Raw genomic sequence first — 26330 nt, forward strand, 5'->3', positions numbered from 1 at the left:
GCCAGCACGCTATCCCACGGATCACCGCTGATACACCCCGTTCTCGCCGAGACGCGACGCCGTGTCGAGCAGCATGGCGGCCTCCTGTGCCTTCTCGGGCTGCTCGTGGTCGAAGCGACGACCCTCGGGCCGCTCGTACATCGGCCGTCCGCCCGCGATCGCCGAGGCCAACCGGCGCTGACCGGCGAGCGTGCGCTCCTGAGCCTGGGCGGTGTAGGCCGCCCGCTGCTCGGGAGTCAGCGTCGCCAGGAACGCCTGCGGATGCACCAGCGCGATCAGACCCGACACGTGCCCGAACCCGAGGCTGGTCACCAGACCGGCCTTGAGCGGGTACTTCTCGCCGAGGCGCAGCGTGTCTCGGACCCACACGAAGTGCGCCGAGGTGGCCAGCTCGTCGTCGACGCAGTCCAGGCTGCGGTTCGGCGGGATGACGCCATCGCGCAGTACCTGGCACAGGCCCATCATCTGGAAGACCGCGGCACCGCCCTTGGCGTGGCCGGTGAGGCTCTTCTGGCTGATGACGAACAGCGGCGCACCCTCCGAGCGGCCCAGCGAGGCCGCCAGACGCTCGTGCAGCTCCGTCTCGTTGGGATCGTTGGCCAGCGTCGAGGTGTCGTGCTTGGAGATCACCGCGATGTCGTCGGCACCGACCCCGAGCTTGCTCAGCGAACGCGCCAGCACCGAGTCCCGGCCACCGCGGCCGGCACCCAGCGCACCCAGCCCGGGAGCCGGGATCGAGGTGTGCACACCGTCGGCGAAGGACTGGGCGTAGCCGACCACCGCCAGCACCGGCAGGCCCATCCGCAGCGCCAGGTCGCCACGCGCCAGCAGGATCGTCCCGCCGCCTTCGGCTTCCAGGAAGCCGAGCCGGCGCCGGTCGTTGGCCCGCGAGAACTTCGAGTCGCTGATGCCCTTGGCGCGCATCACCTCGGTGTCGGCCGTGGCCGCCATGTCACCGAAGCCGGTGATCGCTTCCAGCGTCATGTCGTCGAAACCGCCCGCGACCACGAGTTCGGCCTTGCCGAGCTTGATCTTGTCGACGCCCTCTTCGACCGAGACCGCGGCGGTCGCGCAGGCACCCACCGGGTGCACCATCGCGCCGTAGCCACCGACATAGGACTGCATGACATGCGCTGCAACGACATTCGGCAGCACCTCTTGCAGGATGTCGTTCGGCTTGCTGCGGCCCAGCAGGTTGCCGTGGTACATGGTCTGCATCGACGTCATGCCACCCATGCCGGTGCCCTGCGTGGAAGCCACCAGGCTCGGGTGCACCCACCGCATCAGCTCTGACGGTGTGAAGCCCGACGACAGGAACGCATCGACGGTCGCGACGATGTTCCACAGCGCCACCCGGTCGATCGAGGTCGCCATGTCAGGGCTGACACCCCACACGGTCGGATCGAAGCCGGTCGGGATCTGGGCGCCCACGGTCCGCGAGAGCTTGGTCTTGCGCGGAACGCGAATCTCGGTGCCCGCCTTGCGGATCACCTCCCAGTCGCCGCTGTCCGGGATCGGCCGGGCCACGGTGTGCTCGGGATCGAACGCGACGAATGCGCGCGCATCGGTCTCGCTGGACACCACGAACCGGAAGTCCTTGTCCAGGAACACACTCACCAGCAGCGGCGAGGCGTGATCGGGATCGATCGCACCGTCGTCGACGAACTCGCGAATGCCGCACCGTTCCACGACCGCGTCGTGGTACCGCTCGACGAGCTCGGATTCCTCGACCAGATCACCGGATTGGGTGTCATACCAACCCGGCTGGGGATCGTCCTCCCACGTGATCAGGCCGGTCGTCCATGCCAGCTCGAGCACACCGGCTGCCGACAGTTCGTTGTCGACCTCCATCTCGAAGCGGGTCCGCGACGAGCCGTAGGGTCCCAGTTCGGCGCCACCGACGATGACCACGAGGTCGGCCGGGTCGACGTCGAGGTCGGCCCACTCCGGCACCGGCACACCGGCTACCGGGCGAGGCGGCGACGGCAGAGCCGAAATCGTCTGCGCGGCAACCTCGTCGGTGGTGTCTTCGTCAGCCGGCGCGGCTGTCGCCTCTTCGCGTGCCTTGGCAGCGAGCTCGGCCATGTCGAGATTCGCCTCGGCCAGACCACCGGTGAGGTCGGCCTCGACCGGCTCCCGCGCCGCCGCGACCTTGGTCTCGACATCGCACAGGTCGAGCAGCATGCTCGCCATCTGCTCCGTGGAGTAGGTGGTGACGCCGGCTTCTTCGACCGCGTCGACGATGACGTCGTTGTGGCCCATCAGCCCGGTGCCACGCGTCCAGCCGATCAGCGCGTGCGCCAGGCTGACTCGCTGCGCCCACGACGTCTCGGCCTTCCAGCGGGAGACCAGCGCGTCGAGCGAGGCCTTGGCCTCACCGTAGGCGCCGTCGCCGCCGAACATGCCCCGGTTCGGCGAGCCCGGGAGCACCACGTGCAGACGTGCCGCGATGTCCCGGTCCGCCCCGATGTGGGACAGCCCGGCGATCAACCGCTGCACGGCCCACAGCAGGACCTTCATCTCCATCTCGGCGCGTGCACCGACCTCGGACAGGTCGCCACCGACCCGCGGCGCTGCGAACGGGAACAGCAGCGTGGGCGACAGCGCGTCCTTGACGTGGATCGATTTGGGCCCGAGGCTCTCGGTCTGCTCGTTGCCCACCCACTCCACGAGGGCGTCGATGTCGTTGTAGGAGGCCATGTTCGCGGGCAGCACCCACAGCTTGGCGCCGAAGCCGGCGTTGTCGCGGTAGAGGTCGCGGTAGAAGGCCAGTCGCGAATCGTCCAGCTTGGACGTGGTCGCGATCACGGTCGCGCCACCGGCGAGCAGCTGCGCTGCCACCGACGCCGCGATCGAGCCCTTCGATGCGCCGGTCACGACAGCGACCTCATCGCTGTAGCGGCCCTTGCCCGGATTCTCCGCGCCGGCTGCCGCACGGGCGTACAGCGAAGCGTGCACGGTGCGGCCTGAGGCCAGGGCCTTGCCCTGCCAGTAGGTCGCCTGCGTGCCGACCACGTGACCGGCACCCTCGAACCGCTCCGACAGGCGCGCCCAGTTCGCGTCGATCTCGTCCTCGTCCATCAGCCAGATCTTGACCAGATCCTCACGTGCACTGGCCCACCGGTCGTCGAACAGGACCGCCTTGCGGGCGTCGAATGACGGCGCCACCAGACGCGGCCAGTCCGAACCCAATTCGGCGGTGACCAGGTCGATGAGCTCTGCGTCGGCCGCGGCATCCGGGGTCACCAGAGGCGCGCCCAGGCCCAGCTGATCGAGGATCGTGCGGGCCGCCGAGGCGAGCACACCGTCGGGTCCGGTGACCTTCTCGGCGAATTCGCCGAGGGCCGCCGAGTCGACGACACCGCCACCAGCACCGCCGGCGGAGGGCAGCGACACCTGCACGCCGCGGCGTGCGGCCACCGCGGCCACCGCCGCGTCGATCGCCTTGTCGACCGACGCCGCATCGGCCAGCGCCCCGTCATGCAGGCCGCCCAGCGCCCCGCCGCGAACACTGGAGCCCTCGCGGGTCCCCAGAGCCACCTCGACGATGGCGTGCTTGGCCCAGCCCTCGCCCAGCTCCCAGGTCTTGGTGATGCGCTCGGTGATGTAGGCAGGACGCTTGCCCGACGGCCCGAGGACCGTGCGCAGCTGGTCGTTGATCGCATCGGAGAGCACCGGTCCGAACGGCTTGTAGGTACGGGCCAGCTTGGTGACCTGCCCCTTCAGCCCGGCCAGATCGGCTTCTGCGGCACCGTCGATCGCGCCCAGGTTCAGTTCCGAGCCGAGGTCGACGAGCATCTGGTTGCGGCGCGAGGACGCACCGTCGGTGATCGACTCGATCGAATCGAGCGCCTCGATCTGATCGATGCGGACCTTCGCCGACAGCGCGATCAGCGCCATCGTCGCGTCGGCCGCGTCGAAGGTGATGTCGTCCGGGCGGGGTCCGCCCGACGGTGCTGCCGCGGGAGCGGGAGCGGCCGGCGCGGCCTCGACCGGCGCTGTGGCTGATTCGGCAGATGCCGGCGGCGGAGGCGTGTCCTCGATCTCGGGCTCGGGATCGGTGTCGGTCGCGAACAGCACCGCAGCGTCACGCTCGGCGTTGAGCACCTCGGTGGTGTTGTGCGAGTACTCCGGCAGCTTCAGCGTGTTGGTGGCCAGCCCGGCGACAGTCGGCGCGTTCTTCACACCGATCTCGACGAAGCGCTCCACCCCGAGACCGCCTGCGGCCTCCTCGATGAACAGCAGGTCCTGGGTCTCGATCCAGCGCACCGGGCTGGCGAACTGCCAGGCCAGCAGCTCGATGACGATCTTGCGGCACAACTCGTTCGGACGTTCGTCACGCCACGTGTCGTAGTCGGCGAGGATTTCGTCGAGAGGCTCTGCAGGCACGAGATCGCGGATCTCCTGGACGAAGTCGCGATCGAGCGTGAACGGCCGCGGCACCAGGTTCGGGATGTACCGGCCGACCAGCAGCTCGGCATCGGCGTCGTGCGGCATGACCCGCTCCAGCGCGCGACGGAAGTCGGCCACGCCGACCCGCAGGACCGAGGAGTGGAACGGCACGTCGATACCGGGCACCAGGATGAACGAGCGCTTGCCGCCGCTGATCTCGCGACGACGCTCGACCTCTTCCTCGAGCGCCTCAAGACCGGCGACCGTGCCCGCGATGGCGTACTGCGAGCCGCGCAGGTTGAAGTTCACGATCTCCAAGAACTCGCCAGTGCGCTCGGAGATCTCGGCGACGAAGGCCTTGACGTCGGCATCGTCGAGATCGATCTGCGACGGACGGATCGCGGCGAGCCGGTAGTTCGAGCGACCCGCGGCGTCGCGCGGGACGATGTCGTGCATCTTGGACCCGCGGTGGAACACCACCTCGAGCAGAGCGGGCAGCTCGTACACACCGGAGACGCACGCCAGGGCGGTGTACTCACCGACCGAGTGGCCGCACGCGATCGCGCCCTCGACGAAGGCGCCCTGCTCACGCATCTCGGCGACCTGGGCCGCCGCGACCGTGGCCATCGCGACCTGAGTGAACTGCGTCAGGTACAGCACGCCTTCGGGATGGTGGTAGTGCACACCGGAGGCGATCAGGCTGGTCGGGTTGTCGCGCACCACGTGGAGCACCGAGAAGCCCAGCGTCTCGCGGGTGAACTTGTCGGCGATGTCCCACACCTTGCGCGCCGCCTTGGAGCGGGCGCGCACGTCCATACCCATGCCCTTGGACTGGATGCCCTGACCCGGGAAGGCGTACACGGTCTTCGGCGCGGCCAGCTGCGCGGTGGCGGCCATCACGAGTTCGCCGCCGACCTTGGCGGACACCTCGATGATCTCGGCGCCCCGGTCGATTCCGACGCGGTCGACGCGGAACTCGATCTCGTCGCCCGGCAACACCATGCCGAGGAAGCGAGACGTCCAGCCGACCAGACGTGCGGGTGGGGTCGCCCGGCCGTCGGTCGCGGTGACCGCGTGCTGCGCGGCAGCGGAGAGCCACATGCCGTGCACGATGGGCGTTTTCAGGCCGGCCAGCAGTGCGGCGGCCCGATCGGTGTGGATCGGGTTGTGGTCACCGGAGACCACCGCGAACGCGCTCATGTCGACCGGCGCGGTGACGACCACGTCACGCCGGCGACGGCGCGGGGTGTCGGTGGCGTTGTCGGTGATGGCTCCGCCGGCCCGCGGCGGATCCGTCAGCTCGGCGGCACCGGTACGGCCACGGATGGCGAAGCGCTCCTCGAGCGTCGCCAGAACGGTGCCCTCGGCGTCCGCGATCGACACCTCGACCGGCACGACGCGCCCGACCTCGGTATCGGTTGCCGCCAGAGTCGTTGCGGTGACGGTCAATTCGGACTTGTCGGTGGGCATCGGCGCGAGCAGGTGGGCGGCGTGGTCGAGGTGCACCAGGCTCAGCAGACCCTCGACGACGGGGAAGCCGTCCTCGGTGAGGGCGGACCCGATGGCCGAGAAGACCGCGGGCCAGCAGAGGCCGACCAGCGCGTCGGGCACCAGGGTGAGGCCGGGCGCCAGCGGGGCGCCGAACGTGGCGGTCACGCCGGTGTGATCGGCGACCTTCTCCGGATCCCATTCCACGGTCACGGTCGAGGCGTTGTCGACGACGGCGGGGAGCGCATCCGGACCGTCGACACCGGCTGCAATAGCGAGCACGGCGCGCATCGCCTGCGACGCGTCTTCCACGGTGACGATCGGCATGCCGCCGTCGACGGTGGTCGCAGGCAGCGTGAAGCGGATCTCGATCCAGATGTCGGACAGCGGAACACTGAGCGTCACAGTGCTATCGGTTGCCAGCTCCAACCTCGCACCCGTGTTCGGGTGGGTCGCGCTCGGCTTACCGGGCACGTCGTTGACCTGCCACTCGCCGGGCGCACCGATGCGGTGGACCGGGTTGACGGCGGTCCGACCGGCCCACAGGACGTCGGGCGAATCGAGAACCACGGCGAGCGGGCCGCCGACGTCGGCGCGGGCCTGACGGCGCGACACGACCGACACCGGCTGCGCGCCTTCGGCCAGTGCGCGATCGACGATCTCCTTCTCGAACCGGTCGAGCAGGTCGCCGACCGGCTCGTCGACGCGGGTGATACCGGCGACTGCCTGCGTGCCCGGGATGATGCACACCTGGTCGGCGGTGTAGCGGGCGTCGTGGGCCTGCCACAGCGAGTCACTGCGCCACCACCGACGCACGTCCTTGTCGATGACCGGCACGAAGTTCACCGGCTTGCCGGGCTTCTTGCACAGCGTCACGAAGAACGGCACATCGGCGGGGTGCAGCCGCACCGCCTCGGCGTCGGGGTAGCGCGTGAGCAGCGCGTCGATGGCCTGCTGCGGCGTGTCGAGCAGGGCCTGGCCGTCGGCACCGAAGAGCGTGTCGATCGGGCCGAAGTCCTTCTCCGACAAGCGAGCTTCTGCGCGCTTGAGCATGTCCTCGAACCGATCCCGCCAGGTCTCGGCCAGCCAGGGGCTGCCCGGAGCGGCGGTGTCGGCGGTGCTGTCGCCGTCGCCGATGGCCAGCTCGACGTAGCGCTGCAGCCACTGCAGGTAGGTCATGTCACCGATGTCGCCGAAGTACGGCTTGGCGGTGCCGGCCATCGCGGCGATGATCTCGTCGCGGCGCTCGGCGACGGCGTCGGCGTCACCGGCGACCTCGTCGAGAAGGCGGCCGCACCGCGAAGCGGCGTTGTCGATCTCGTGGATGTCGGCGCCCAATTGGCTGCGGCCACTGGCCATTCCATTGATCGCGTGGCCGGCGCCCACCCAGGTGTCGGTGCCGGAGGTCTCCACGAGCATCTGCTTGACCGCCGGAGACGTCGTGGCCTCCTTGGTCGCCATCGCGGCGGTGCCGACGAGGATGCCGTCGACGGGCATCGCCGGGAAGCCGTAGGGCTTGGCCCAGTCACCGGACAGGTACTCGGCGGCGCGTTCCGGCGTGCCGATACCACCGCCGACGCAGATCGTGATGTTGCGGTACTTGCGCAGGTCCCCGTAGGTGGACAGCAGGAGGTCGTCGAGGTCCTCCCACGAGTGGTGGCCGCCGGCGCGGCCGCCCTCGATGTGGACGATGACGTCGCGCGTGGGCACCTCGACCGCGATCTTGATGACCGACTTGATCTGGTCGACCGTGCCGGGCTTGAAGCAGACGTGGGTGATGCCGACGGTGTTGAGCTCCTCGATGAGGTCGACGGCCTCTTCCAGGTCGGGGATGCCCGCGGTGACGACGACGCCGTCGATGGGCGCACCCGACTGGCGGGCCTTCTGCACCAGACGCTTACCGCCGACCTGCAGCTTCCACAGGTAGGGGTCGAGGAACAGCGAGTTGAACTGCACCGCACGACCCGGCTCGAGCAGCTGGGTCAGCTGCTCGATACGCGCGTCGAAGATCTCCTCGGTGACCTGGCCGCCGCCGGCCAGCTCCGCCCAGTGTCCGGCGTTGGCTGCGGCAGCGACGATCTTCGCGTCGACGGTGGTCGGGGTCATGCCGGCGAGCAGGATCGGCGACCGGCCGGTCAGACGGGTGAACTTGGTGGACGCCTTGACCGAACCGTCGGGCAGGGTGACCGGTGTCGGTGCGTAGCTGGACCAGGCCGGTGCGACGTCGGGGGCGGCGCCGACGGTGAACAGGCTGCGCTGGCCGGCGCGGGTGGCGGCCGCGACGATGCCGATACCCAGCCCGCGGATCACGGGGGCCGTCAACCGCGTGACGGTGTCGCTCGGACCCAGATCGACGATCCACTTGGCGCCGGCTGCGGCGAGGCCCTCGACCTCGGAGACCCAGTCGACCGGCTTGATGAAGATGTGCTCGGTCAGCATGCGGGTGAGTTCGCGGTCCAGTCCGGTCCGGGCGGCCCACTCCTCGACCAGGTCGACACCGTCGGCCAGCCGCGGTGTGTGAAAACCGACCTCGACGTTGAGCTGGTTGAACACCGGACGGAAGATCGCGCCGCCGCGGGTCTTGTTCTTGCGCTCGGCCTCTTCGCGCTCGGTGATCTTCTCGCAGTAGAGCTCGAAACGGGCCAGCTGCTCGGGCGTCCCGGTGATCACGACGGAGCGACGCCCGTTGCGGATGGACAGGGCAGGGGCCAGAACGGTGCGGACGTCCTGCGCGAACTCGTCGAGTAGCGCCGCGATGCGGGCCGGATCGACGTTGGTGACCGAGACCATCGGCGACTTGTCACCGCGACCGACCATGCCGCGTCGGCGAGACACCAGCGAGCCCGCCGCACCGATCAGCTGACCGATCGCCAGCAGCTCGGCGTCGCGGGTGCCGTGGGCCTTGAGCGACTCGACGGCGGTGATGCCCTGCGAGTGGCCCGCGATGGCCACGGGCGGATGCCCCTCGAGGTCCAAGCCCTGGCGTTTGAGCGCACGCTGAGCGGCCATCTGGGTGAGCAGGATGCCGGGACCGGAGATGGCCGCGGTGGTGAGGTCCTTGGCCGACGGCAGCGGCTCGTCCGCGGCGAGCGCGCGGATCCACTTCATCGGCTCGAAGCCGATGGGACGCACGACCACCAGCTCGCGGGCCAGCGGCTCGAGGAGCAGCTCGGCCTCAGCGACCAGCTGGCTGATCTCGGACTCGATGCCCGCAGAGTTGACCAGCTCCTCGAGGTTCTCGAGCCACGGGCCGCCCTGACCACCGAACGCGACCGCGTACGGCTCGCCTGCGTGCAGCCGATCGACAAGCGCGTGCGCCCCGGCCAGGGGTTCGAAGGTCTGGCCGCCTCCAGAATTGGACTCGGAGTCGGAACGGGTGGTCGCACGGTGCTGGTCGTTGATCGTCACGTGGCGTGTTCTCCTCAGTGGTACGTTGCGCGGCTCGGATGGGCGCGTGGTCCTTGTGGCTGGGTGCTCGGTGGGCGGTAGCTCGTCGTCGACGGCAGGCGAGCCCGCGTCGTGGGCCAGGGCGATTCGGCGTCGAATCCGGCTGGTCTCGACCACTGGGCCTCGGACGCATGAGGCATGGTGGCGGACACTGCAGCCGTACTAAGAGTGTCATAAGAGACGACTCGATTCTGGCCCCCTAAATGGTTACTGGCGAGTTCTACGCACGGGTAACAGAACAACGCGTAACGCAAGGCCGGAGAGGGCCGGCCGGCTTCCGGGACAAACGTCCTGCTGGCGGGTGGTTACGGTTCAGTAAGGTAGAAGCGCAGTTCAAAGCCGCATTGTGACGCAATCGTTATCTGAAAATTTCGGTTCGCAGATGCCCGGTCGGCGTAGCGGCCATGCACGACAGCGTGGCGCGGAGTTTATGGTCGCGGATTCGCGAACTCGACAGGTGTTTGCTGGAGAACCTTACTGATCAGTAAGTCTCGACGACCGCCCGGCGGGCAACCGTGACCGCTACCCTGTCGGCCGCTCCCAGACCCCGGTGAGGAGGATGTTGGCGGTGTAGTCCGCTCCGGACGACGACATGAGCCGACGCGTCGCCGCCTCGAACCGCAACGCCGTCACCTTCTTGCCCAGCAGGCGGTAGTCCTCGACGATCTGGCGAAGCCGGCCCATCTCGTCGGGCTTGGGAAGGTACGACGAGCCGACCTCGGATCGATACAGCTCCACCAGGCTGTTCACGAACGCCTCGGCCAGGTCTTCCACGGATTTGTCGGCCGCCTCGACGAACCGCAGAAGGGTCCGCACGTACAACGTGTGATCGTGCGAGCGGGCCAGGATCTCGGCCGCGTCGGTGTCGGTCAGCACCAGTTTGCGGCCCTTCACCTCGGCCATCCCGTGCGCGATCAGCGTGCGCGCTTCGTTCGAGTCGGGCTCGAGGGGCAACACGGGGTTGTCCTGGTCATCCGTGTCGGGCCCGAGCACGGCACGTTGCAGACCGAGGATGTCGGCCAGGTCCTCGCCCTCACGCATGCTCGTGAAGAACTCCGCGATGTGGGCTGAGTTGTACCCCTTGCGCAGCAACTGGCTGATCGTGTTCAGCTGCGACAGGTGGTAGTCGTCGTACAGCGCCGATCGACCCACCCGGCGCGGCGGATCGAGCAGCCCACGCTCCCGGTATGCGCGGATGTTGCGCGTACTGACGCCCGACACCCGAGCGAGATCTTCGAGTCGATACTCAGCCACAGTGGCAACCCCCTCGGCGCCACCGGTAAGAGACCCGACGGCGGTCTGCGCAGCGCATGAATCACTTTACCCCGCCTGCCTACCGCGTGAGCGAAGTAATCCAATCCTCCGATACTGATGGAAAATTTCTCTACCCATGCCGCTTCATCTGCGGCGATCATGATCTGACTTTTCAGTAATATAGCGCGACAGTGCAGTTTCAGCCAACATGTTTGCTCGCGCGGTCAGGGCTGAGAGGCCGGTCGCCGGTCACGCGGTTGGCGTCGGCACAGCTTCGTGCGGGAACATGGACCGGTGGTGCGGCCTGCCGAACCACCCGTCCCCATCGTGATTCGCACCGAGAGGTTGCACCGTGCGCCCCTGGATCATCTGGGCGACCGGACTTCTCGCCTACATCGTGGCTGTTCTTGATCGCACCACCCTTGGCGTCTCCGGCCTGCCTGCCGCCGAGCGCTTTGCTGCAGGCCCCGGTCTCCTGTCGACGTTCGTCGTGCTGCAGGTGGTCGTCTACGCCGGCGCACAGATTCCCGCGGGGCTGTTGCTCGACCGGTACGGATCGCGGGCCCTCATCTTGGCCGGAGCAACACTGATGGCTGCCGGCCAGTTGACCCTGGCGATGACGGCGTCGCTTCCCCTTGCGATCGCCGCTCGCGCCGTGGTGGGGCTGGGCGACGCGATGACGTTCATCTCCGTCCTACGTCTGGTCCCCCGGTGGTTCCCCGCGCGGCAGGTGCCCTTGGTGACACAACTCACCGGCATCTGTGGCCAGCTGGGGCAAGTCCTCAGCGCGGTGCCGTTCCTGGCGTTGCTCTCCACCTCCGGCTGGACTCCCGCCTACACCTCGGCGGCCGCGCTCGGCGCCCTCGTCCTCGTCCTGGTCGCGGCGCTGGTCAAGAACGCACCCGACGGCGTCGCGGTCACGGCGGAGACGATGAGTGTGCGGGAGACCCTGGCGAGTGTGAAGACGGTGTGGCTACGGCCCGGCACCCGACTCGGCTTCTTCACCCACATGGGCACGCAGTTCTCCGTGACCGTCTTCGCGTTGATGTGGGGCGTTCCGTATCTGACCGTGGCCCAGGGGCTGTCCGCCACTGCCGCGGGAACCCTGCTGACGATCTCCGTCGTCGCGGCGATCGCTGCGGGACTCGTCGTGGGCATCCTCACCGGCCGGTTTCCGCACCGTCGCTCGCGTCTCGTGCTCTGGATCATCGCCAGCAACGCGGCCATCTGGACCGTCGTGCTCGCGCTCCCCGACAGGGCACCGGTGTGGCTACTGGTGACGCTCGTGGTCGTCATCTCCGTCGGCGGACCGGGCTCCATGGTCGGATTCGACTTCGCCCGGACCTTCAACCCCAGCCACACTCTGGGCACCGCCCAGGGCATGGTGAACATGGGAGGCTTCCTGGCCTCGCTGGTGCTCATGCAGGTGATGGGCGTGATCCTGCAGGCCGCCGGCGGGCTGTCGTTCGACTCGTTCCGGCTGGCCTGGACCCTTCAGTACGCGGTATGGGCGCTGGCGGTCACCGGCATCCTGATCACGCGCCGCAAAGCCCGCCGGCTGCTGGCGCAGCAGGACGATCGCATCCTCCTGGAGGGCATCAACGGGTAGCGGGTCCGACGGAACGCACCACCGCGGCATCGATGTGCCGGTGCCCCCTGAGCTCGTGCGCCACGACCGAGACGACGGGAGCGAGCGTCACCACCAGCAGGCAGTTCGCCATCGAGACCCCGGACGCCGCCAACACCACGGCTGCCGCCAGCACCGCCGCGGTCACCAGCATCACCGCGATGTGGAACAGCGCCAGCGTGCGCGTCAGCACCGCGCCCAGCACGAAGGTCATCAGCAGGTACACGCCGACCGGGACGACGACGGTCGACACCGTGGCCACCGATCCGAGCTCCGAATGATGCTCGACGTAGTAGGCAGCCGCGTGTAGGCCCGCGCCCGTGGCCACGATCGCCCCGAATACGAGGATGTGCAGATACCCGAACCAGAACGAGCGCTCCCGGCGCACGTGCAGGATCTCGGCCTGCGGCAGCGCGAAGTAGGTCCACCACATGCCGAACGTCAGCCCGATGCCAGCCACCGCGACGAACGCCGCGTCGAAAGTCCAGCCCTGGGCCTCCACTACAGCGGTCAGCGAGGCGACCGTACCGACCACCCCTTCGCCGAGCGCGATGATCGTGAAGAGTCCGTACCGCTCCGCGATGTGGTGCGCGTGCCACGGCGTGCCGCCGCCGGTCGACTCGGCGAGAACCGGGCCCATCATCTCGACCAGCACCAGACCGACGACGATCACCGCGGTGACGGCGAGAGAGGTGTGGACGAAGATCGCGACGATCCACCCCACCTGCGCGAGCGTGATCCACAGCGCATACGTCAGACACGCCCGGCGGTGGGCCGGATCCTGGCGGGCCGCCCGCAGCCACTGCGTCACCATCGCCACCCGCATCACCACGTAGCCGGCGACCACGACGGCGTTGTCGACGTGCTCGCCATGCTCGATCGAGGTGTACATCTGCGGAATCCCCAGCGCGAGGATGATCACGCCCACCATCTGCAGCATGGTGGTCAGCCGGTACACCCAGTCATCGGTGTCGAACGCCGAGGCGAACCAGCTGAAATTGATCCACGCCCAGCTCACCGCGAAGGTCGCGAAGAAGAACGCCGCGAGTCCGGCCAGGACGTGCCCGGCGGCCAGCAGGTGCGCCAGCTGGGAGGCCGCGATCCCGAACGCGACGACGAAGGTCAGGTCGAAGAGCAGCTCGAGCGGCGTCGCGACGCGATGGGACTCGTGCGGATCGCGACCGATCATCTTCCGGACACGATGGCTTCCGGAGCTCGACGCGTGCGGCTGTTCGGTCACCGACTACCCCCTTCCACGCTGGGAAGGGACCGTACCGGAGATACTGTGCGTCCATGGATTCCGACGCGGTGGCAGTGGTCCTGGCCGCCGGTAGCGGCTCCCGCGTGGGGGCCGACGGCAACAAGGCCTACCTGACGCTGGACGGCCGCAGCATGCTGGTGTGGTCGCTGGACACTCTGCTGCGCGTACCCGCGGTGGCACGCACCGTCCTGGTGTTTCGGCAGGGCGAGGCGGAGTTGGCGCGCAGCACCGTCGCCCGCGAACTGGCCGGCGCACCTGTCGAGTTCGTCGAGGGTGGACCGACCCGGCACCAGTCCGAGATGAACGTGTTGCGCTATCTGTCCGAGGACATCGAATCCGGGGCGATCGACGTGGTGCTGATCCACGATGCCGCCCGCCCGCTCGCCGATGCCGGCATGTTCACCACGGCGATCACACTGGCCCGTGACGTCGGCGGAGCGCTGCCGGCCCTCGCGGTCACCGGCCTGGCCAGGGTGCGTGACGGCGCGGCGCGGCCGCTGACCGAGGCGGTGGTCAGAGTGCAGACCCCCCAGGCGTTTCGCGCCCGCGACGTGCTCGCTGCCTATCGGTGCGCCGAGCGCGACGGCTTCGAGGGCACCGACACCTCGTCGTGCGTCGAGCGCTATACCGACGTCCGCGTGCACACCTTCCCCGGCAGCGCGGCGAACCTCAAGGTGACCTACCCGGGTGACGTGGCGGTGGCTCACCATCTGCTCACCGCGCAGAATCGGGCTGCCGGCTCGCCATGACGGCCGCGAAATAGTCTGCATCCCGGGGCAACTCGACGCCGAACGCGTGTGGGTCGCCGGCGACGAGTTCCAAGGTGTGGGTCGACAGGACAGCATCGAGATCGTCGAATCGGTCGGCCGCAACGCCGGCCACTGCGCACCGCAGGACCTCGGCGGCGACACCGCGCGGGTACTGCACCACCTCCAGCTCGCTGCGGTCCAGTGTCGCGACGACGACACCGTCGCCGTCGACGGCCTTGATGCTGTCGGTGACGGGCCGGGCGGGCGCCACCCACTCAGCGCCGCCCTGCAGGGCTGCGGCGAGCCTACGCACCACCTCGGGGTCGACCAGCGGCCATCCGACATCGTGTAGCAAGACGTGTCGGGTGATCAGATCGTCGGCGAGCGCCGCCTCCACGCAACGCGCCGCGTCCCCCGGCGCCGCCGCTGTGACCACTGCAGCCTGCGGAAAGCCCTGCGCCACAAGGACTTTCTTGACCGCGACGGCGAGCACGGGCGCAGCGGCGACGATCACGGTCGCGACCTCTGTCAAGGCGCGCACCGCACGGATCAGCGGAGAATCACCAGCCACCGGAGTCAGCACGGCATCGGCCCGGTCGGCTATTTGAGCCGGCAGGGGAAGAACGGCGGTCAGTTCCACGCGGCCGAGGCTATACCGAAGAACACGAAAACGCCCCGCCGCCGGCACCACCGCAGACAGGGTGAGGGGAGCGCACCGCGACGAGGAGGCCGCATGTGGGATTTCGCTACCGAGCCCGACTACCAGGACCTGCTGGACTGGGCAGACGGCTTCGTCCGTGACGAGGTCGAGCCCTTGGACCTGGTGTGGCCCCACCTGCAGTTCACACCGCTGACCCCGGAGCGCCGCAGCATCGTCGACGACCTCAAGCACCGGGTCCGGTCGAAGGGTCTGTGGGCGACCCATCTGAGCCCCGAGCTCGGCGGGCAGGGCTACGGTCAAGTGAAGCTTGCGCTACTCAACGAAATTCTCGGCCGGTCAGCGTGGGCGCCCGTCATCTTCGGCTGCCAGGCACCCGACACTGGCAACGCCGAGATCCTCGCCCACTACGGCACACCCGACCAGAAGGAACGCTATCTGCGCCCGCTGCTGGACGGAGAGCTGTTCTCGAGCTACTCGATGACCGAACCGCAGGGCGGCGCCGATCCCACGCAGTTCACCACGCGCGCGACCCGCGACGGTGACCACTGGGTGATCAACGGGTGGAAGTTCTTCTCCTCCAACGCCAACACCGCGTCGTTCCTGATCGTGATGGTGGTGACGAACCCGGATGTGAGCCCGTACCAGGGGATGTCGATGTTCCTGGTGCCGACAGACACCCCGGGGGTGGAGATCGTCCGCAACGTGGGCCTGCACGGCGAGCCCGAGGGTCAGGGCAGCCACGCACTCATCCACTATCGCGATGTGCGCGTGCCGGACTCGGCCCTGCTGGGCGGCGAAGGGCAGGCCTTCGTGATCGCCCAGACCCGCCTGGGCGGTGGCCGCATCCACCACGCCATGCGCACGATCGGGCTGGCCCGCAAGGCGGTCGACATGATGTGCGAGCGAGCGCTGAGCCGCAGGACCGCCGGGAGTCTGCTGGCCGACAAGCAGACAGTGCAGACCTACATCGCCGACAGCTACGCGCAACTGCTGCAGTTCCGCCTGCTGGTCCTGTACACGGCGTGGCAGATCGACAAGTACAACGACTACAAGCGGGTGCGCAAGGACATCGCCACCGTGAAGGTCGTGATGCCGACTGTTCTGCACGACATCGCCTGGCGCGCCATACAGGTGCACGGCGCACTCGGGGTCAGCAACGAGATGCCGCTGCTGTCGATGGTGACCGGCGCGGCTGTCCTGGGGCTGGCCGATGGGCCGACCGAAGTACACAAGACCACCGTCGCCAAGCAGGTGCTGCGGGCCTACTCGGCCAGCGACGACGTGTGGCCGTCAGAGTGGCTGCCGCGCAAGCGAGACACGGCGCGGGAATGGTTGGCCGAGCACCTCGAGCGCGATATCGGCAATCAGTGACCGCTCACGCCATGAGTTCGACGACCGTGGCGTTGGCGGTGCCGCCTCCCTCGCACATCGTCTGCAACCCGTAGCGAATGTCGTTGTCGCGCATGTGGTGGATCATTCGAGTCATCAGCACCGCCCCCGACGCGCCGAGCGGGTGGCCGTGAGCGATGGCGCCACCGAGTGGGTTGAGCTTCGTCTCGTCGGCGCCGGTGTCGGCCAACCACGCCAGCGGCACCGGCGCAAACGCCTCGTTGACCTCGAACACTCCGATGGCATCGAGATCCAGGCCGGCCTTGTGCAGGACCTTCTCCGTCGCCGGGATCGGCGCGGTCAGCATCAGCGTCGGGTCGGCCCCGGTGACCGCGCCGGCGCGATAACGCACCAGCGGCGTGACGCCCAGGTGCACCGCATTCTCCGCCGTCGTCACCAGCAGAGCGGCGGCGCCGTCGGAGATCTGTGAGGAGTTACCGGCGTGGATCACCCCGTCGTCGGTGAATGCCGGCTTCAGGGCCGCCAGCTTCTCCGCGGTGGTACCGCGCCGAATGCCCTCGTCAGCAGCGATGACCTCGCTCTCGGTGAACACGGGCATGATCTGGTCGATGAAGGCGCCGCTGTCCTGGGCGGCGGCCGCCAGTTCGTGCGAGCGTGCGGAGTATTCGTCGAGGCGTGCGCGCGAGAGGTTCCAGCGGCGGGCGATCATCTCCGCCGAGAGCCCCTGGTTGAAGGAGAAACCGTCGTATCTGGCAAGCACTTTGGGCCCATAGGGCATGCCGGAGGCGCGCGCTGAACCCAGCGGTACCCGGCTCATCACCTCGACTCCCCCGGCCACCACCACGTCCTGCTGGCCCGACATCACGGCGTGTACGGCGAAATCGAGCGCCTGCTGGCTGGACCCGCAGGCCCGGTTCACGGTGGTGCCGGGGATGCGCTCGGGCCAGCCAGCCGCCAGCACGGCGAACCGCCCGATGTTGCTCGACTGATCACCGACCTGCGACACACAGCCCCAGATGACATCGTCGACGAGCTCGACGTCCACACCCGTGCGCTCGAGCAGTTCGTTGAGTACGAGCGCCGACAGGTCAGCCGCGTGCTGTTCGGACAGTCCACCGTTGCGCTTGCCGACTGGTGTGCGCACCGCACCGACGATGACGGTCTCGCGCATGGCTTCCGCTCCCCTCTGGGCGAGGATGCCGCCCGTGCGAGTTCGGCTCGAAACTACACGCCCGCCGCCCGCTACGAACCGTGGTCGACGGTCAGGTCACGCCGGCTCGTAGCGCAGCATCGTGACATCGTGCTCGGGGTAGTCACAGAACACCGGCCGTACCCGCATGCCGATCGTGATGTCAGGCGGCTCGACGTTGACCAGCTCGGTCGAGAATCGGGGCCCCTCGTCCCATTCCACGATCGCGAGCAGCGCAGGCACCGCGTCGGCGAAATGCGGACCGACAGGTCGACGCGCCACGGTGTAGGTGTACAACGACCCCATCCCCGAGATCTCGCGCCACTGGAGATCGTCGGTGAGCGTGCGCGGCGCGAGGACCCTGGGATAGAACACATACGACTGCGACGACGGCGAGTACTGGATCATCACGCGGTGCGCAGCCAACGCGTCCCAGAACGGGGCCGTGGTCGGCGTTTTCACCGGCATCGGCCGTTGGAACGTCATGTCGCTTCAGTCTCCTTCCAGCACAAGGGTGGTCTGCTCGGACAAGATGCCGCCGTTGCCCGACACGAACGCCCGGTGGCAGTCGGCGACCTGCGCCGCCCCGGCGCGGCCCATGATCTGCCGCGCCGCATCGCACACGTGGTGCATACCGCCTGCCGTGCCCGCCTGACCGAAGCCGAGTTGACCCCCTGCGGTGTTGAGCGGGAAGTCACCGCGGAACGTCAGGTCGTGCTCGGTGACGAACTGCATGCCGGTCCCCTTCTCGCAGAAGCCGGCATCTTCGAGGCTGAGCAGGACCGTGATCGTGTAGCAGTCGTAGATCGAGACCATGTCCATGTCTGCTCGGCTGCGCCCCGCCATCGTGAACGCCGTCTCGGCGGCGCGGATGATCGGCGTGTGCAGCAGATCCTCGGCGTAGGTGGGCGTCTTGTAGGGCACCTGCTCACCGAACCCCGTGATCCAGACCGGCCTGTTCGTCGCACGTGCGGCGACATCGGTATTGGCCACCACGACGGCGGCGCCGCCCAGGCAGGGCATCACGATCTCGAGCATGTGCAGCGGGTCTGCGATCACCGGGCTGGCCAAGACGTCCTCGATGGTCAGCGGCGTGTCCTTCCAGATCGCACCCTCGGTGTGGTTGGCGTTGACGCGCTGGTCGACGACGATCTTCGCCAGCGCCCGTTCGTCGTAGCCGTACACCGACGCGTAGCGCTGAGCCACCTGGCCGTAGGGACCGTTCTGCCCGAGGTTGCCGTACGGGATCTCGAATTCGGCCTGCGGCGAGCCGAACTGGTTGCTCGAAGCACCGAAGAACACCGCATCGGTCAGCGGCCGCTGCCGCCGCTCCGACATCGGGGTCAGATAACGCGCCGGGATGGCGCACACCACGACATCGCAGATGCCGAGCTCGATCGCGGCCGCAGCGCGCCACACCATCGCGGCGGCGCTGGCCCCGCCGAGGTCGACCAATTCAGCGAAATTGGCTCGCACACCCAGATATTCGGCAATCGTCGACGGAACGAAGATCTCCGACTCGGCGAGGTGGGTGGTCACGATGCCGTCGACGTCCTCACCCGACAGTCCCGCGTCGGCCAGGGCCGCAGCGGCGAGCTGCGCCCACTGCTCGATCATGAACGGGGCGGCGCTCGCTCCCTTCATCCGTTCCGGCGGCAGCTCGACATATCCGACGATGGCAGCCTCGCCACGCAGGCCCATGTGTTCTCCTGTCGATCAGGGACGGGGTAACCCGAGAATGAACTGCGCGATGATGTTGAGCTGGATCTCCTTGGTCCCGCCGCCGATCAACTCGGCCGGCAGGTGGAAGTACTGCTCGATCAGCGACGCGCCGTCGACGTCGCCGCTTTCCAACAGTCCTGCGGGAGCTGACAATTCGAGGGACGCGGCGAATGTGCGGCGCAGCATCACGTTCATCGCCACTTTGGCGACGCTGGACGCGGGACCGGGCGCCTGCCCGTCGAGCAGGCGCATCACCTCGCGCACCGCCAACACCTTGATTGCGGTCGCGTGCGCGTCGGCGTCACCGAGTGCGGCGAGCACCTGGATGTGATCGGGCCCGCCGCGGCCGGCCAGGGTACGCAGGATCGCGGCACGGTCGTCATTGACGTAGGCGCTGATCGCGACCCTCTCCTGCGCCATGGTCGAGATCGCCAGCCGCCAGCCGTCTGTCGGATCACCGAGCAGCATGTCGTCGGGGACGAAAACGTCGGTGAGGAAGACTTCGTTGAAGTGCGCCTGACCGGTGGCCTGCCGGATCGGCTGCACATCGACGCCCTCGGAACGCATGTCGACGACGAAGTAACCGATGCCCCTGTGCTTGGCAGCGTCGGGGTCGGTGCGCGCCAGCAGGGCGCCGTAGTCGGCGGTGTGCGCCGAGGATGTCCAGATCTTGTGCCCGCTGACCCGCCACCCCCCGTCGACTTTGGTGGCGCGTGTCGTGAGCGACGCCAGATCCGAGCCCGCACCGGGTTCGGAAAACAGCTGACACCAACCCAATTCACCGCGCAGCGTCGGCGGGATGAGCGCCGCAGCGACGTGCGCGGGGGCTGCACTGATCAGCGACGGCAGGATCCACTCTGCGATACCCAGGGAAGGACGCACCAGCTGAGGCCGTTTCGCGAATTCTTCGTCGAGGATCAGCTGCTGACGAGTGGTGGCGTCGACGCCCCACGGCCCGGGCCAGTGCGGGGCGATCAGCCCCTCGTCGGCCAGCAGGGTCCGCTGCGGACCGGTTGCGAGGTTCGGATAGTCGCCCTGACGACCGGGCCGGTCGTTGCGCAGCGCGGCGGCATCGTCGAGCACCGTCGCCACGAACTCGCGGAAATCCGAGTCGAGATCACCGAGTTTGACTGACACGTCGCGACTTTCGGTGCGTGTCAGTTCACCGAGCTGGTGGGCATGGCGACTGATCGGTCCGATCGATGCGGCGAGGCTGGTGGCCTTGCGCCAGTAGAGGTGCAGGTCGTGTTCCCACGTGTAGCCGATCGCGCCGAACATCGTCAACGCGTCGAGCACCAGACCCGGGGCGGGGCCTATCGACATCAAGGCCGCAGTGCCGCTGGCGATCCTGTTCTGCGCAAGCGACTCTGACGCCGAGCGGGCGGCATCCCAGGCCGCCGCGGTGGCGAGCTCGCTGTGCACCAGCAGCATGGCCGCCTGATGCTGCAGGGCCTGGAAGGCTCCGATCGGTTTACCGAACTGTTCGCGGGTGCGCAGATGCGCGGTCACCGCCGTCACGCACCACCGGATGAGACCGGACGCGGTCGCCGCGGTCAACGCCAGCGACAGGCACTGCGCACGGGTGTCGTCGATTCCGGTCAATCGGCTCTGCGCCGGGCAGGGATAGTCGTCGAGCCTGAGCACACCCACGTCCACGGTCTTGTCGGTGCCGTCGAGCGGTGTGACGTCCGCGCCCGCGGCCGTCGGGTCGACGATCAGCCACAGCGTCCGGCCCGCGGACCGCGCGGTGACCAAGATGACCTGCGCCGAGCAGAGCCCTGGCGTCGCCGTCGTCGTGCCGCTCAGCGTCCAGCCGTCGTCGGTCGCGGACGCCCGCAGCACGTCGCGGTCGGCGACGACCGCCGCAGGTATTCCCTCCGCGAGCCGGGTCAGAAGCTCTCGCACGGCTGGACTGTCGTCGGCGAGCATGGCGACGGTTCCGGCGATCACCGTCGACAGCACCGGACCCGGCAGCATCGCGGTGGCGGCGGCCTCGAGCACGCAGGCGGCGTCGAGAACCGTGCCGCCGCCACCACCGCACTGCTCAGGTAGGTGTACGGCGTGAAAGCCGTTGCCGGTGAACTGATCCCACCATTGGGGACGCTCGCCAGCCGTCAGCGAATCGAAGGCGGCGCGGGTCTTGTCGATCGGCGCGTGCCGTGCCGCGAAGTCAGAGACCGCTCCGGCGAGTTGCGCCTGCTCTGGGGTCAGACCGATCGACGCCGCGACTGCCACTGCCCCCACCCTTCTGAGAAGCCACCGCCAACTTCACGAGACGCAACGTCTCGTCTTGTGAGAGACTACGGGCGCGATCCCCGCATGTAAAGCCGCCCGACGAGGCTCGACAGGAGGTAGACAGACATGGCCACGACGGTCAACGCGCCTCGTCGACGCAGTGAGAAGTCCCGCCAGGCGATCGTCACGGCAACGCGCGAACTCCTGCTTCTTCGCGGCTTCGACAAACTGACCATCGAAGCGGTGGCGGCCCGCGCCGGGGTGGGCAAACAGACGATCTACCGCTGGTGGCCGAGCCGGCACGCCCTCGTCGCCGACGTGATCCTCGCCGACGCCGATCGCATCCTGCGCCCGGTGCCCGCCACCGCGGACGTCACGGCGGACCTGTGCTCCTGGGCCGTCGAACTCGCCGCCGCGCTGACCACTGCCCGAGGCAACGCGATGCTGAGGATCTTGACCACCGCAGGCATCGAACATCCGGAAACCGCGCAGCGGTTGCGCGCGGGTTTCTCCACTCCCCTGCACGACACGGTGCGCGACCGATTGCGCGGCCATGGCTTCGCGGAAGCGACTGCCGCGGATGCGACCGACGCGATCGTGGGCGGCATCGTCTACGCCGTACTGACCGAAGGTCGGGCGTTCCCCACCGACCGCGCAGAGACGATCACGCGAACGGTGCTCGCCGGGCTGATCAGACGGTGATCCCCCACGCCCGCGGGCACCAACGGCGATGATGGACCCATGGTCGAGCTCAGTCGCACCCGCACCGTCGCCGCGCCCGCGGCGCAGGTGTGGGACCTGCTGACGGACTTCGGAAGCCTGGCCCGGTGGGCCACCGGCGTCGACCACTGCTGCATGCTCCGCGACACCGACCGCCCGCCACGGGTGGGTTCGCAGCGTCGCGTGCAGGTCGGTCGCGACACCCTGCTGGAGACGATCAACGAGTTCGAGCCGCCTATCGTGCTGGGCTACACCATCCACGGTGTCCCCCAGGGCTTCTCGGTGGCCAACCGATGGGTGCTGCACCCGCGCGACAACGCGACCGTGGTCACGTTGACTTCCACGGTCTCCGCCACTGCCCCGCTCATAGGCCCAGTCGCCGAGCGCGTGCTGGCCCGGCTGCTGGCTCGACGTTCCGAAGCGCTGCTGCAGTCGTTGTCCGAAGCACTCGAAAGGCTCCCGTCATGACATCCCCGCGCCCGGACATCGTGATCGTCATGACGGATGAGGAGCGGGCGGCGCCACCCTACGAGCCACCTGCGCTGGCCGCCTGGCGCCGGGAGATGCTGCCCGGACGAGCCTGGTTCGATGCCCACGGCGTGCAGTTCGTCCGCCACTACACGGGCTCGTTGGCGTGCGTGCCGAGCCGACCGACGATCTTCACCGGGCAGTATCCCGATCTGCACGGTGTCACCCAGACGGACGGGATCGGCAAGGCCCACGATGACTCCCGGCTTCGCTGGCTGCGTCCCGGTGACGTGCCCACGCTCGGCAACTGGTTTCGCGCGGCCGGCTACGACACCCACTATGACGGCAAGTGGCACATCTCCCACGCCGATCTCGTCGACCCCCGCACCGGCCGATCGCTGGTCACCAACGACGAGGACGGCGTGGTCGACCCGGACGCGGTTCAGCGATATCTGGATGCCGACCCCCTCGGCCCCTACGGCTTCTCCGGATGGGTGGGCCCAGAACCCCACGGCGCCAGACTGTCCGACGCCGGCATCCGCCGCGACCCGCTGATCGCCGACCGCGTGGTCTCCTGGCTGGAGGACCGCTATGCGCGGCGGCGACGCGGCGACGCAGAAGCCCTGCGCCCGTTCCTTCTCGTCGCGAGCTTCGTCAACCCCCATGACATCGTGCTGTTCCCGGCGTGGTCGCGGCGCAGTCCGCTGCGCGCATCCCACCTCGATCCGCCACCTGTGCCGCCTGCACCCTCAGCCGACGAGGACCTGTCCGCAAAGCCCGCCGCCCAGATCGCTTTTCGGGAGGCGTACTACTCGGGGTACGGCCCCAGCAGGGTGATTCAGCGCACCTACGAACGCAACGCGCAGACCTACCGGGATCTCTACTACCGTCTGCACGCCGAAGTCGACGACCCGATCGACCGGGTACGCCGCGCCGTCACCGAAGGCGGATCCGAGGACGCGGTGTTGGTGCGCACCGCCGATCACGGTGATCTGCTGGGTGCGCACGGAGGGCTGCACCAGAAGTGGTTCAACCTTTACGACGAGGCCACTCGCGTGCCGCTGGTCATCGCCCGCGTCGGACGCTGCTCGTCGACGGCTCGCCCCGTGAGTGCGCCGACCTCCCACGTCGACCTGGTGCCAACCCTGCTCTCCGCTGCCGGCGTCGACGTGCCGGCCCTGGCGACAATACTCGCCGAATCGTTCACCGAGGTACACCCGTTGCCCGGCCGGGACCTGATGCCGGTCGTCGACGGTGCGGACGCCGACGGCACCCGTGCGGTCTACCTGATGACGCGTGACAACGTCCTGGAAGGTGACACGGGAGCGTCCGGCGTGGCCCGCATGCTGAGATTGACCGCCGCGGTGCCTCGACCGCTGCGCATCCGCATCCCGGCCCACACCGCCGCGAATTTCGAGGGCCTGGTGCTGCGTGTCGACGAGGACACCGCGCCGAACGGGGCGGGCCATCTGTGGAAACTGGTTCGCTCCTTCGACGACCCGGCCACGTGGACGGAGCCGGGGGTGCGGCAGCTGGCGGCGACGGGCATGGGCGGGACTATGTACCGATCGGACCCACTCGACGACCAATGGGAGCTCTACGACCTCGACGCCGATCCCACCGAGATGCACAACCGGTGGACCGATGAGGACATCCTCGAGCTGCGCGCCTACCTTCGGACTCAGCTCAAAACCGTTCGCGCGGCAGCAATCCCCGAGAGGAACAACCCGTGGCCCTATGCCCGGCGTCGGTCGCCGCGAGGTAGGGATGGGGGTCGTCTACTCCGCCGGGGCTGAACCGTCCGGCCGCTGAGACCGCGGCACGAAGAGGCCGTCGCGCAGCAGCGCGTCCACCGAACGCTGCCACCGCTCGAGTTGCACCGGTTCCGTCAACGGCGCGGGAAGATGCCGATCGACGTGCGCTCTGAGGCTGATCGCACCGAGTGCGAGCACGATTGCATTGATCGCAGCCCAGGTGACGTCGACATCCGGGCGTACCTCGCCGCGGTCGATGCGCTGCTGCCACCGAGCCACGCCCACTCCGATCAGGGCGTCGAAGAGCCGAGCCCCCACGGGGCTGCCGTCGACCATCGCCCGGCTCAGATAGGCGGCGACCTCCGGGTACTCGTTGAAGATTCCGGTCACGCGCCCGCCGATCTCGGCCACCGAATCGACGGGTGGTTCCGGCAGCGGCCGCGCCATGGACGACACCACCAATTCGAGAACGAACTCGTCGACCGCGGCGATCAGACCGGCTTTGGTGGCGAAGTGATGCTGCACCAGACCGAGCGACACTCCCGCGGCGGCGGCCACCCCGCGCATCGTCGTCGCGGCCGTGCCGATCTCGGCGAAACTGCGCAGCGCGGCCTGCCGAATTCGCTCGACGTTGCGGGGTTCGTCAGATCTCCCGCTGCGCGTGTCAGAGGCCACCGGGTAACCGTAGACAACTCGGCACGGGCGACGGACACCATACATATGTATCGTCATTGCCATACATGCGTATCGTCGTCGTCGACGGGGAATACGTGAGGGCGAGAAAAGGGGTGTGGCCATGAATCCGATATCGATCGAGGAAGTTCCGTGGACCGCGCCGTGCACGCGCGATCCCGACCGTTGGACCACGGCCACCGACGAAGGTGCCAAGGAGTTGTGCCGGTCCTGCCCGCGCAGATGGCAGTGCGCCCGTGAGGCCTGCGTGACGCCTGGGGCCGTCGGATTATGGGCAGGCATCGTGCTGCCCGAAGGTGGCCGCAATCGGCAGTTCGCGCTCAAGCAGTTGCGTTCGCTGGCCGAACGCAACGGCCATCCCGTTCGGAAACGCTGACTTCAGTCAGCGGGACCGTTCGGTCGGTTCCGGCGAGCTCGGTTCGTTCCGCTCTGCGGTCGCGCCGACGAAATCGTCGATCAGGTCGATGACGGCATCGGGCTTCTCGACGTGCGGAAAGTGCCCCACTCCGGGGAGCACCGCGAGGCGGCAGGACGGACGAACCTCGGCGAGGGCGCGGCCGTGCTCGACGGGGATGATGTGGTCGTCGTCGCCCCAGATCACCAGCGTCGGCAGCTCCGAAGTCAGATACAACCGGTTCAACGCACTGACAGCCTGACCTCGATAGTCGACCACCGACCGCAGAGTGCGCAGAAAAGCCTGCCTGGTCTGGGAGTCCGACAGCGACGAATACGCGCTCCACATCTCCGCGCCCCGCGGCGACTGGATGCTGTGCGCCGAGAACCAGCCCCGAATCGCGTTGCCCACCCGCACCACGGGCGGCGGCGCGATGACAGGCAACAGGAACTCCGCCCCGGGCGCGGACAGCAAGCGCAGCGTCCACCCGACGTCCTGCCCCAAGCCGCCGCTGCTGATCAGGATCAACCGGCGGCAGTACTCGCGGTGCTGGTAGGCGAACTGCATCGCGACACCGCCGCCCAGCGACTGGCCGACCACCGTTGCCTGGGCAATGCCGAGCTCGTCGAGGAAATCACGCAGACCGACCGCGAAGGCGCCCAGCGAGTAGTCGCTGCGGGGCTTCGCGGACTGGCCGTGGCCGAGGAGGTCAGGGGCGATCACGCGGTAGCGCTTGGCCAGCCGCGGGATGACCGACCGCCACGTGTCGGAGCTTCCTGCCATCCCGTGGATGAGAAGCAGCACGTCATCCCCGCTGCCCTCGTCGCGGTAGGCCAGTCGATCGCCGTGGAGATCGAGAAACTTGACGTCGCTCATGACTAGAAAGTTCCCCTGCCGGCCGGCTTCATGCGACCCATCGTCGCAGA

General features: G+C 68.3%; 17 protein-coding genes. 7 read left to right on the plus strand and 10 right to left on the minus strand.

Annotation, left to right across the window (positions count from 1 at the left end; translation table 11 throughout):
• Window positions 1-21: 21 nt before the first annotated feature.
• Window positions 22-9207 (minus strand): fatty acid synthase subunit beta domain-containing protein, encoded by a 9186-nt coding sequence (locus tag ACZY1G_RS24205; protein WP_463823858.1) that lies wholly within the window; start codon window positions 9205-9207, stop codon window positions 22-24.
• 642 nt (window positions 9208-9849) lie between these two features.
• Window positions 9850-10581, minus strand: a complete 732-nt coding sequence (locus ACZY1G_RS24210) for a MerR family transcriptional regulator (RefSeq protein ID WP_463823820.1) — start codon at window positions 10579-10581, stop codon at window positions 9850-9852.
• 352 nt (window positions 10582-10933) lie between these two features.
• Between ACZY1G_RS24210 and ACZY1G_RS24215 the strand changes: the two genes are divergently transcribed.
• Window positions 10934-12190, plus strand: a complete 1257-nt coding sequence (locus ACZY1G_RS24215; RefSeq protein WP_463817677.1) for an MFS transporter — start codon at window positions 10934-10936, stop codon at window positions 12188-12190.
• Here the strand turns inward: ACZY1G_RS24215 and ACZY1G_RS24220 are convergent.
• On the minus strand, window positions 12180-13397 hold the full coding sequence (locus tag ACZY1G_RS24220) for a low temperature requirement protein A (RefSeq protein WP_463823821.1): 1218 nt from the start codon (window positions 13395-13397) through the stop codon (window positions 12180-12182). The genes ACZY1G_RS24215 and ACZY1G_RS24220 overlap by 11 nt on opposite strands.
• A gap of 104 nt (window positions 13398-13501) precedes the next feature.
• Here ACZY1G_RS24220 and ACZY1G_RS24225 point away from each other — a divergent pair, with 104 nt between their 5' ends.
• Entirely contained in the window at window positions 13502-14218 is a 717-nt protein-coding gene (locus tag ACZY1G_RS24225; protein WP_463823822.1) for an IspD/TarI family cytidylyltransferase, read from the plus strand.
• Here the strand turns inward: ACZY1G_RS24225 and ACZY1G_RS24230 are convergent.
• Window positions 14184-14858 carry a 2-C-methyl-D-erythritol 4-phosphate cytidylyltransferase gene (locus ACZY1G_RS24230; protein WP_463823823.1) on the minus strand — a complete coding sequence of 225 codons (675 nt, stop codon included), beginning with the start codon at window positions 14856-14858 and terminating at the stop codon, window positions 14184-14186. The two genes, ACZY1G_RS24225 and ACZY1G_RS24230, sit on opposite strands and share 35 nt — an antisense overlap.
• A gap of 93 nt (window positions 14859-14951) precedes the next feature.
• Between ACZY1G_RS24230 and ACZY1G_RS24235 the strand changes: the two genes are divergently transcribed.
• Entirely contained in the window at window positions 14952-16250 is a 1299-nt protein-coding gene (locus ACZY1G_RS24235) for an acyl-CoA dehydrogenase family protein (protein ID WP_463817683.1), read from the plus strand.
• A gap of 4 nt (window positions 16251-16254) precedes the next feature.
• Here ACZY1G_RS24235 and ACZY1G_RS24240 read toward each other — a convergent pair whose 3' ends face one another.
• From ACZY1G_RS24240 to ACZY1G_RS24255, 4 genes are all read right to left on the minus strand, one after another.
• Window positions 16255-17400 (minus strand): thiolase family protein, encoded by a 1146-nt coding sequence (locus ACZY1G_RS24240; RefSeq protein ID WP_463823824.1) that lies wholly within the window; start codon window positions 17398-17400, stop codon window positions 16255-16257.
• A 96-nt stretch (window positions 17401-17496) separates the two neighbouring features.
• A complete protein-coding gene (locus ACZY1G_RS24245; RefSeq protein ID WP_463817686.1) occupies window positions 17497-17904 on the minus strand; it encodes a Zn-ribbon domain-containing OB-fold protein in 408 nt (135 codons plus the stop codon).
• A gap of 6 nt (window positions 17905-17910) precedes the next feature.
• Complete coding sequence (locus tag ACZY1G_RS24250; RefSeq protein WP_463823825.1) at window positions 17911-19119, minus strand: thiolase family protein; 1209 nt, start codon at window positions 19117-19119, stop codon at window positions 17911-17913.
• A 15-nt stretch (window positions 19120-19134) separates the two neighbouring features.
• Window positions 19135-21375: an acyl-CoA dehydrogenase family protein gene (locus ACZY1G_RS24255; RefSeq protein WP_463823826.1), complete on the minus strand. Its 2241-nt coding sequence runs from the start codon at window positions 21373-21375 to the stop codon at window positions 19135-19137.
• A gap of 126 nt (window positions 21376-21501) precedes the next feature.
• Here ACZY1G_RS24255 and ACZY1G_RS24260 point away from each other — a divergent pair, with 126 nt between their 5' ends.
• From ACZY1G_RS24260 to ACZY1G_RS24270, 3 genes are read left to right on the plus strand one after another with little or no spacing between them, the layout of a single operon-like run.
• Window positions 21502-22077 (plus strand): TetR/AcrR family transcriptional regulator, encoded by a 576-nt coding sequence (locus tag ACZY1G_RS24260; protein WP_463823827.1) that lies wholly within the window; start codon window positions 21502-21504, stop codon window positions 22075-22077.
• Window positions 22078-22116: 39 nt separating this feature from the next.
• Window positions 22117-22563, plus strand: a complete 447-nt coding sequence (locus ACZY1G_RS24265) for an SRPBCC family protein (protein ID WP_463823828.1) — start codon at window positions 22117-22119, stop codon at window positions 22561-22563.
• Complete coding sequence (locus ACZY1G_RS24270) at window positions 22560-24359, plus strand: sulfatase-like hydrolase/transferase (protein WP_463823829.1); 1800 nt, start codon at window positions 22560-22562, stop codon at window positions 24357-24359. The genes ACZY1G_RS24265 and ACZY1G_RS24270 overlap by 4 nt, the downstream gene beginning before the upstream one ends.
• Here the strand turns inward: ACZY1G_RS24270 and ACZY1G_RS24275 are convergent.
• Window positions 24342-24992 carry a TetR/AcrR family transcriptional regulator gene (locus ACZY1G_RS24275; RefSeq protein WP_463817692.1) on the minus strand — a complete coding sequence of 217 codons (651 nt, stop codon included), beginning with the start codon at window positions 24990-24992 and terminating at the stop codon, window positions 24342-24344. The genes ACZY1G_RS24270 and ACZY1G_RS24275 overlap by 18 nt on opposite strands.
• 121 nt (window positions 24993-25113) lie before the next feature.
• On the opposite strand from ACZY1G_RS24275, the gene ACZY1G_RS24280 reads away from it, so the two are divergent.
• Window positions 25114-25386, plus strand: a complete 273-nt coding sequence (locus ACZY1G_RS24280; protein WP_463817693.1) for a WhiB family transcriptional regulator — start codon at window positions 25114-25116, stop codon at window positions 25384-25386.
• Between the two features lie 6 nt (window positions 25387-25392).
• Here the strand turns inward: ACZY1G_RS24280 and ACZY1G_RS24285 are convergent, their stop codons facing one another.
• Window positions 25393-26280, minus strand: a complete 888-nt coding sequence (locus ACZY1G_RS24285; protein ID WP_463817695.1) for an alpha/beta fold hydrolase — start codon at window positions 26278-26280, stop codon at window positions 25393-25395.
• Between the last annotated feature and the right edge of the window lie 50 nt (window positions 26281-26330).

Source organism: Mycobacterium sp. IDUB_5 (assembly GCF_055419565.1).